This is a genomic window from Burkholderia sp. LAS2, from assembly GCF_018417615.1.
Lineage (GTDB): Bacteria > Pseudomonadota > Gammaproteobacteria > Burkholderiales > Burkholderiaceae > Burkholderia > Burkholderia sola.
The window spans coordinates 1,217,561-1,225,391 of sequence record NZ_CP071054.1 but is presented as its reverse complement, the minus strand read 5'-3'; the positions used below and the strand labels follow the sequence as shown (position 1 = coordinate 1,225,391).

Here is a 7,831-nt window from a genome sequence, read left to right as displayed (position 1 = left end):
GCGACGAACCGCCCCGTCCCGATCACGAGTTCGAGTCCCGACTGCTCGAATGCGCGGCGATTGACGTCGACCATCCCGTTCACGACCGACGCGACATACGCGGAAACGCCCGCCATGTCGGCCATCACGTCTTCCCGTTGCACCGCATCCCGCCACGCATGCGTCGCGCGCGCACGGCGTATCAGTGCCTTGCTCGGGATGCATGCGACGTTGATGCACGAGCCGCCGATCATCCCGCGCTCGATCACCGCGACGCGCTTGCCTTGCCGGGCCATCTCCATCGCAAGCGATTTCCCGCCCTTGCCGCCGCCCAGAAACAGGTATTCGACCCGTTTGACCTCTGCCATGCTGCTCTCCAGGTTCCGTTCGTCCCGCTCGAATTGTGTGAGTCGCGCAAGTTCCCGCGTCAAGACTGCAAAAAGGCGAGCAGATCCGCATTGACGCGATCGGCATCGACGACGCACATGCCATGCGATGCGCGCTCATACACCTTCAGCGTCGCGTGCTTCACGATCTGCGCGGACAGCCGGCCTGCATTGTCGATCGGCACGATCTGGTCGTCGTCGCCGTGCAGGATCAGCGTGGGCACGTCGATCTTCTTCAGATCATCCGTGTAGTCGACTTCGGAGAATTCGCGGATGCACTGGTACTGGCCGTGGATGCCGCCCGTCATCCCCTGCGCCCAGAATGCGTCGACGGTGCCCGCCGACACGGTCGCGCCCGGCCGGTTGAAGCCGAAGAACGGCACCGCGAGATCGCGATAGAACTGGGACCGGTTGGCGGCCACGCCGCGTCGAATGCCGTCGAACACGTCCAGCGGCAAGCCGCCCGGATACGCATCGGTCTTCAGCATGATCGGCGGCACGGCGCCGATCAGCACGGCCTTCGCGACTCGTTTCGTCCCGTGACGGCCGATGTAACGCGCGACCTCGCCGCCGCCCGTCGAATGGCCGACCAGCGTGGCCTCGCGCACGTCGAGCGTGTCGAGGAGTGCCGCGAGATCGTCTGCATACGTGTTCATGTCGTTGCCGGCGAACGGTTGCCCCGAACGGCCGTGACCGCGCCTGTCGTGCGCGATCACGCGGTAGCCGTGCTGCACGAGGAACAGCATCTGTGCGTCCCATGCATCGGCGTTCAGCGGCCAGCCGTGCGAGAACACGACCGGGCGACCGACGCCCCAGTCCTTGTAGAAAATCCGGGTGCCGTCGTGCGTGGTGATGGTGGTCATGGTGATTCCGTTGGAATGGTAGCGGTGTGCGCTCAGAAGCCTTCGAGCACGATCTTGCCCTTCGCGCGGCCGCCTTCCAGCAGCGCATGCGCGCGCCGCAGGTTCTCCGCGTCGATCTTGCCGAGGTGCTCGCCGACGGTGCTCTTGAGCACGCCGTCGTCGATCAGCGTCGCCACGCGCGCGAGCAGCGCGTGCTGACGGTCCATGTCGGGCGTGCGGAACATCGAGCGCGTGAACATGAATTCCCAATGCAGCGAGATGGCCTTGCGTTTGAGCGGCATCGCATCGAGCGTGTCCGGATCGTCGATCAGCGCCAGCTGGCCCTGCGGCTTCAGTACGTCGACGATCTGCGCGTAGTACGCGTCGGTATGCGTGAGGCTGATCACGTGGTCCACGTAGTCGATGCCCAGTGACTTCAGTTGCGGTTGCAACGGCTGGCCGTGATCGATCACGTGGTGCGCGCCGAGCTCGGCGACCCACGCGTGCGTGGCCGGCCGCGACGCCGTGCCGATCACCGTCAGCTCGGTCAGCCGGCGCGCGAGTTGCACGAGAATGGACCCGACGCCGCCGCCCGCGCCGATCACCAGCACGCTCTGCCCGGCGCCGCCGCGCTCGGTGATCTTCAGCCGGTCGAACAGCAGTTCCCACGCGGTAATCGCAGTCAACGGCAGGGCCGCGGCGTCGGCAGCGCCCAGTGTCGTCGGGCGGCGGCTCGCAATCCGCTCGTCGACGAGACCATATTCCGCGTAGCTGCCGGGCCGCGTGATGTCGCCCGCATACCAGACCTTGTCGCCCGGCGCGAACAGCTCGACGTCGGCGCCGACCGCCTCGACCGTTCCGGCCGCGTCCCAGCCGAGAACGCGCGGGCCGCTCGGCTGCACGCCGAGCCGCAGCTTCGAATCGACCGGGTTGACGGCAATCGCGTCGATCCGCACGAGCAGATCGCGCGGGCCAGGTGTCGGCACGGGCAGCTCCGTGTCGTACAGCGACGTCGGATCGTCGATCGGTACGCCGGCCTTTGCATATACGATGGCTTTCATGGTGAGCTCCTTGAAGGGGTCGGCGACGCGTTCACGCGCCGCGCAGGAATTCCGCGACGTGCGCGACATACGCACTCGCATGCTGGAACAGCGCGCCGTGGCCTGAATCCGGATAGACGATCAGCGTCGCATTCGGCAACCCCTGCGCGAGCACGAAGCTGTTCGCGGTGGGGATCATGCGGTCGTCGTTGCCGTTGGTGACGAGGGCCGGCTGCTTGATCCCGCCCAGCTTGCCTGCCACGTCACCGCTCCAGTTCGCCCACGCGATCATCGCCTGCAGCTGGGCGGACGCGACTTCGGGGCCGGCCGGCAAATCGGGCTCGGCGGTGCGCGCGGCGAGGCGGTCGACGAATGCGGCGGCGGCCGTCTGGCCTGCGGGCGTTGCCGGGAAAAACAGCCGCTTGAGCTTTTCGCTCATCGGCATCTCGCCGTCCGTGTAGATCGCGAGCAGTTCCGGCCGGTCCATCCCCGCGCCTTCGCCACCTTCAGGCGCGGTGCCGGACAGGATCATCCGCTCGACCAGCTCCGGTCGCGCGATCGCAATGTCCTGCGCGAGAAAGCCGCCGAGCGAAAACCCGAGGATATGCAGCCGGTCGATCGACAGCGCGTCGACGAAGTGCAGCACGTGCTGCGCCATGTGCGCGATCGACGTCGGAACCTGTCCGCCGGAGCGGCCGACGCCGGCGTTGTCGAACAGGATGATTTCGCGATCGCGGGCCAGCACGTCGACGATCGCCGGATCCCAGTTGTCCAGCGTGCCGGTGAAGTGCTGAAGGCACAGAAGCGGCCGCTTACCCTTTTCGTTGCCGAAGCGGCGATACGCGTAGCGCACGCCGGCTGCATCGACGTAGCGGGTCGGAGCGGCGGATGATGCAGATTGCGTCATGATGAGTTCCCTCGATGGGCGCGCGACGCGCGCCGTGGTTCGCGCTCAGCTCAGCGCGATGTCGTGCAGGTCGATCGAGACGACGAGCGGTTCCGGCACGGCCTGCCCATCGGCTGCACGCGGGTAGATGCGCCGCTTCGTCGGGAAGCGGATCCCCGACACGGTCACATAGTCGCTGACGTAATGCGCGCCCGGCGTGTTGCCTGCGATTTCGACGTCGTAGTCGAGCCGGCGCACGAAACCGTCCGGCCCGACGTAGATGGTCTGCGCTTTGCTGAACACTTCGAGCGTGTCGGGGTAGTGAACGCGAATCCGGCGCCATGCTTCGCCCCGTTCGTTCCAGACGCCGTCTTCTTCGCAATGCACACCGTCCCATGCAAGCACGAACGGCGCGTTCAGGTACGTCCACATCGCGCATCCGGCGAAAAACGCCAGTTGAAGTTCGTCCCACGGCGTCTCGAGCGTATGCCCGTCGAACGACCCGCGCGGCTGCTCGCGCGCCGCGAGCACGTGCCCGGCCGAATCGAGCAGCGCAATGCGCTCGCCGGTGAATTCGCTGCGCGCGGCCAGCGCACCGAACGGCGCATGCGATGCCCATTGGCGATCCGTCGCGACGGTGACCGTGGTGTCGTCGAGCACGCCGGCGTGACCTTTGAGGCCCCACAGCGCACCGCCTTGTACGAGGCGCGCGCGCACCTGCCGAAACTTGCGCCACTGTGCGAGCCCGCCGTGGGCGTCGAGGATGGATTGGGCGATTGCGTTCATGCGGAAGCTCCGTTGGGTACGTAGTTCATGGTCAGTACCGCGCGGAACCGGACGTCCGCGCGCATCATGCGGTCGTATGCCGCCTGCGCCTGCTCGAGCGGAAACGTTTCGATCATCGGCCGCACGTTCTGCAGCCGCGCGAACGCGAGCGTCTCTTCGTTGTCCGTCACCGTTCCCGTCAATGCGCCGACCACGGAGCGGCCGCCGAACACGAGATCGACCGCATTCACGGCGATCGGCTCGCCCGGCACGGCAACGACGATCAGCTTGCCACGCGCGGACAGGCCCGCGACGGTGTCGGCCATGGCCGAGCCGGTCGGCGCCGTGCCGAGCACGACCTTCGCGCCGCCGAGCGCGCGCAGCGCGGCGGCGACGTCCTCGGTCCGCGCGTCGATGTAGCGATGCGCGCCGAGCTGCGCGGCAAGCGCGGCCTTGTCGGCTCCGCGGGCGATCGCGACGGTGTGAAAACCCATCTTGTTCGCGAACTGCACGGCGAGATGGCCGAGCCCGCCGAGGCCATGGATGGCGACCACGTCGCCGGCCCGCGCGCCGGCATTGCGCAGCGCGTTGAACGTGGTGAGCCCCGCGCACAACAGCGGCGCAGCCTCGGCCGCGTCGAGATCGTCCGGCACGCGCACGAGCCCGCGAGCTTCGGCCAGCATGATTTCCGCATAGCCGCCGTCCGTCGTCATCCCGGTGATGACCGGGTTCTCGCAGTTCACGACATCGCCGTGCCGGCACGACGGGCACGTGCGATCTTCGCCGGCGAGAAAGCCGACGCCGACACGTTCGCCGAGCCGCCAGCCGGACACCTCTTCGCCGAGCGCGTCGATTCGGCCGACGACTTCATGCCCCGGTACGCGCGGCGGCGCGCCGTCAGGCGCTTCGCGCTCCACGGTTGCGCTGTCGGAATGGCATACGCCGCAGGCTTCGACGCGAATGCGCACCTGCCCCTGCGCCGGCGCGGGAATCGGCCGCTCGACCAGTTCCAGTTGCCCAGGCGCCTTGACTACCGCCGCGCGGTAAGTCGCTTGATTCGTCATGATTGCCTCGTTACTCGAAACGGAAGTTCGACAGATCGACACCGACGATCAACGGGGCGGGCAGCGCCACGTTCGCGTCGGTGCGCGGATAAATCCGGAAGCGCGTCGGCATCCGGATGCCTTGCACGTCGACGTAGTCGCTGATGTACCGCGCAGCCGCGTTGCGCCCCTGGATGTCGACCTCGTAGTCGTGCCGGCGCAGCAGCCCGTCCGCGTCGAAGTAGAACGTCTGCACGGCGCTATGCGTCGCGATCTCCGGCGCAAACTCGACATGCAGGCGCCGCCACGGCAGCCCGTCGACGATCCATGGCTTGATTTCGCGGCTGCGAACGCCGCCGTGGCGCAGCAGGAACGGCGACGTCAGATACGTCCACATCGTGTAGCCGGCGAAGTACGCCAGCTGTGCGTTGGACCACGGCGTCTCCATTTCGTAGCCGTCGAACGACGCGCGAGGGGCGTCGAGCGTATCCACCACGGTACCGTCGTCACGGCGGATCTCGACGCGCGCGGGCGTGTAGACGGAGTGATCCGTCGTTGGGGCGAAGGGGGCATGCGAGACATGCTGCTCGTGCAGCTGCACCGTCACGCGCGAATCGGTGAGCACGCCGTCGCGCTGCTTCAGCGCCCAGATCGCGCCCATGTGATGCAACTGCGCCGATACGCTGCGAAAGCGCTTGAAGCGCTCCATTCCCCCTGCGGCGCGAATCGCCAAATCAACCAGATCTTCCATTTGTCATCCTAAACGATATGAAACGTCTTCCTCGTTCTTCTGCCGCGCGGCCCGGGCGGCGGCGCGCGCGATTAGCCAGCGTGCACGCCGACGAACGCCGCGATGTGCCTCGCGCAAGCCACCGGATACTCGAGTTGCGGCCCGTGCCCGGTACGCGGCAGCGTCACGAGATGCAGCGTCGGCAGCTGGCCGTTGAGCGCATACCAGTTCTCCACCGGGAACACGATGTCGTGATCGCCGCCAACATGAAGAACCGGAATCGACGTCGAGCGCAGCGCATCGAGCACGGCATCGACCGGGAAGGCCGGGTTCCGCGGGGCGTCTCCGACCTGCTCGCCGGCCCACGCGACCGGTACCGCCGGGCTCAGGTCGACCTTGCGCTGCGCGACACGCGCGGCCGCAAGCTCGGCCGCCGCGCGGCTCGCCGCGGAGGCCGGCTCGAAGAACAGCGTGACGAAATCCTCGAAGTCGTTTTCGCGCTTCGCCATCGTGTAGAACAGCGGTTCGCCGGCCCTGACCAACTGGCCCGGCGGCGTGGTCGCGATCAGCACTGCGTGCGTGACGAGCTGCGGCGCCTTTGCGAGCACGATCTGCGCGGCCATTCCGCCGACCGACCAGCCGCCGATCACCGCCTTGCCGAGCTCGAGCGCGACGATCAGGTCGATCGCGTCCTTGGCGAGCGACGCAGGATGATAGGTTCGCTCGCCGCTCGACTGCCCGAGTCCGCTGTAATCGAAGATCGTGACCTGGAAGCCCTGTTCGACGAGCGTGTCGAGGAACAGCGGATCCCAGGTGTCCATGGTGCCGCGAAAGCGCACGCACAACACGAGCGGCGTACCGCTGCCGAATGTGCGATACGCGAGACGCCGACCGTCGACGTCGACGAACTGCGTGCTGGCGCCGAGACTCGGACTGTCGTTTTCCATAAGTTATCCTGTCGTTCTATACAAAACCGCGTAATGGACATGCCCGGTCGCGATGACGCGGCACGAACGCAGCGTCGCTGCGCCCTTGGCCATCGTGCCGCCCCTTCAGCATCCCGTGAGCGCGCGCATCACCCACTGCACAAGTTCGCGCGGATCGAAGGGCTTCTCCAGCACGCACAATGCGCCGAGCCGTCTCGCCTCGAGCACCCGGCGCGCGCTCGGGTGCGCGGTCACGAAGATGATCGGCACGTCGCAACACCCCCCTCGCAGCACGGCGAGCAGCTCGATACCCGACATCCCGGCCATCTGGATATCGCACACGATGCAGTGCGACGTCCCGCTCGCGCCATGTTCGAGAAACGCCTCGGCCGATGCGTACAGCCTCGCGCGCACGCCCATCGAGCGCACGAGCGATTCCAGCGACTGTCTCATCGCCAATTCATCGTCGATGATGCAAACCGTCTTGTCGTGCACAGAGTGTCTCGCGTGACGCCACGCTCGCTGGCAGGGCCGGGAACGCAACCGGATTTCGGACAGCGTACCGACCGCCCCCGGTGCCGACAATCATGCCGAGGTATGGTGGGGCCGATACCGACCGTACCCGCTCGCGCGTCACCGGCCGTCCGCGCCGGCGGACGGCGCCGGCGCGACTGCCGCGGCATGGATCATCCTGTCCCAGTTGCACGGAACGGTGCGGCCGCGCCCCCGCGGCCGATACACGCGATCGCCCGGCTTGATCGGCGCACCGGTCAGCACGCAGCGCGACGCCGTTCTCGCGGTCACGCAATGCCACAGCTGTTCGCCGAAATGCCCGTACCTCGGGTCGCTCCAGCGCACGCTGACAGCGGTATCCGACAGAATCTCGACGATCCTGATCCGCGAGGCCACCGGCGCGCCGGTCTCGCCCGCGCCGTCATTGCGCTTGCCGCGCACGCGCCGCCGGTGCGAGCCGGGCACGCCCGCCGTTCTCGACGGATCCAGCAGGCCCATCAGCGCGCGTTCGAATACATCGTCGTATGCACACGTTGGCTGCGTCATCTCTACCGTTCCCCTCGCATTGAATGCGCATGCGCGGCTCGCGCGATCAATCCGCCGCACCGACGCATCGCGAACATCGCCGCTTCGCCATCGGCCGCGCCGCGCGCTTCACTCACGTTGGAATCGAGTCTAGAGGAACGGTTTTTTTCGATCCATCAGACCGTGGTCGATGCCT

The 7,831-nt window shown here is 67.1% G+C and carries 10 protein-coding genes; all 10 read right to left on the bottom strand.

Annotation, left to right across the window (positions count from 1 at the left end; genetic code table 11):
* The coding region (locus JYG37_RS34450; RefSeq protein WP_213347109.1) for an FAD-dependent oxidoreductase at positions 1-347 on the bottom strand (347 nt) is incomplete at its 3' end.
* 59 nt (positions 348-406) lie between these two features.
* Positions 407-1,228 carry an alpha/beta fold hydrolase gene (locus JYG37_RS34445; protein WP_050015602.1) on the bottom strand — a complete coding sequence of 274 codons (822 nt, stop codon included), beginning with the start codon at positions 1,226-1,228 and terminating at the stop codon, positions 407-409.
* 32 nt (positions 1,229-1,260) lie between these two features.
* Complete coding sequence (locus JYG37_RS34440) at positions 1,261-2,268, bottom strand: zinc-binding alcohol dehydrogenase family protein (protein ID WP_050015702.1); 1,008 nt, start codon at positions 2,266-2,268, stop codon at positions 1,261-1,263.
* A 31-nt stretch (positions 2,269-2,299) separates the two neighbouring features.
* Positions 2,300-3,154, bottom strand: coding sequence for an alpha/beta fold hydrolase (locus tag JYG37_RS34435; RefSeq protein WP_050015604.1), 855 nt, complete (start codon positions 3,152-3,154; stop codon positions 2,300-2,302).
* A gap of 45 nt (positions 3,155-3,199) precedes the next feature.
* Entirely contained in the window at positions 3,200-3,919 is a 720-nt protein-coding gene (locus JYG37_RS34430) for a hypothetical protein (protein WP_050015605.1), read from the bottom strand.
* Complete coding sequence (locus JYG37_RS34425; RefSeq protein WP_050015607.1) at positions 3,916-4,962, bottom strand: alcohol dehydrogenase; 1,047 nt, start codon at positions 4,960-4,962, stop codon at positions 3,916-3,918. The genes JYG37_RS34430 and JYG37_RS34425 overlap by 4 nt, the downstream gene beginning before the upstream one ends.
* A gap of 10 nt (positions 4,963-4,972) precedes the next feature.
* Positions 4,973-5,692 (bottom strand): hypothetical protein, encoded by a 720-nt coding sequence (locus tag JYG37_RS34420; protein ID WP_050015609.1) that lies wholly within the window; start codon positions 5,690-5,692, stop codon positions 4,973-4,975.
* Between the two features lie 71 nt (positions 5,693-5,763).
* Entirely contained in the window at positions 5,764-6,618 is an 855-nt protein-coding gene (locus JYG37_RS34415) for an alpha/beta fold hydrolase (protein WP_050015611.1), read from the bottom strand.
* A gap of 105 nt (positions 6,619-6,723) precedes the next feature.
* Positions 6,724-7,050, bottom strand: a complete 327-nt coding sequence (locus JYG37_RS34410) for a response regulator transcription factor (protein ID WP_229699545.1) — start codon at positions 7,048-7,050, stop codon at positions 6,724-6,726.
* A gap of 180 nt (positions 7,051-7,230) precedes the next feature.
* A complete protein-coding gene (locus JYG37_RS34405) occupies positions 7,231-7,656 on the bottom strand; it encodes a DUF3331 domain-containing protein (protein WP_050015613.1) in 426 nt (141 codons plus the stop codon).
* Between the last annotated feature and the right edge of the window lie 175 nt (positions 7,657-7,831).

Coding starts and splice junctions, on each gene's coding strand:
- JYG37_RS34445 (WP_050015602.1), bottom strand. CDS start 1,228: ATGACCACCATCACCACGCACGACGGCACCCGGATTTTCTACAAGGAC.
- JYG37_RS34440 (WP_050015702.1), bottom strand. CDS start 2,268: ATGAAAGCCATCGTATATGCAAAGGCCGGCGTACCGATCGACGATCCG.
- JYG37_RS34435 (WP_050015604.1), bottom strand. CDS start 3,154: ATGACGCAATCTGCATCATCCGCCGCTCCGACCCGCTACGTCGATGCA.
- JYG37_RS34430 (WP_050015605.1), bottom strand. CDS start 3,919: ATGAACGCAATCGCCCAATCCATCCTCGACGCCCACGGCGGGCTCGCA.
- JYG37_RS34425 (WP_050015607.1), bottom strand. CDS start 4,962: ATGACGAATCAAGCGACTTACCGCGCGGCGGTAGTCAAGGCGCCTGGG.
- JYG37_RS34420 (WP_050015609.1), bottom strand. CDS start 5,692: ATGGAAGATCTGGTTGATTTGGCGATTCGCGCCGCAGGGGGAATGGAG.
- JYG37_RS34415 (WP_050015611.1), bottom strand. CDS start 6,618: ATGGAAAACGACAGTCCGAGTCTCGGCGCCAGCACGCAGTTCGTCGAC.
- JYG37_RS34410 (WP_229699545.1), bottom strand. CDS start 7,050: ATGAGACAGTCGCTGGAATCGCTCGTGCGCTCGATGGGCGTGCGCGCG.
- JYG37_RS34405 (WP_050015613.1), bottom strand. CDS start 7,656: ATGACGCAGCCAACGTGTGCATACGACGATGTATTCGAACGCGCGCTG.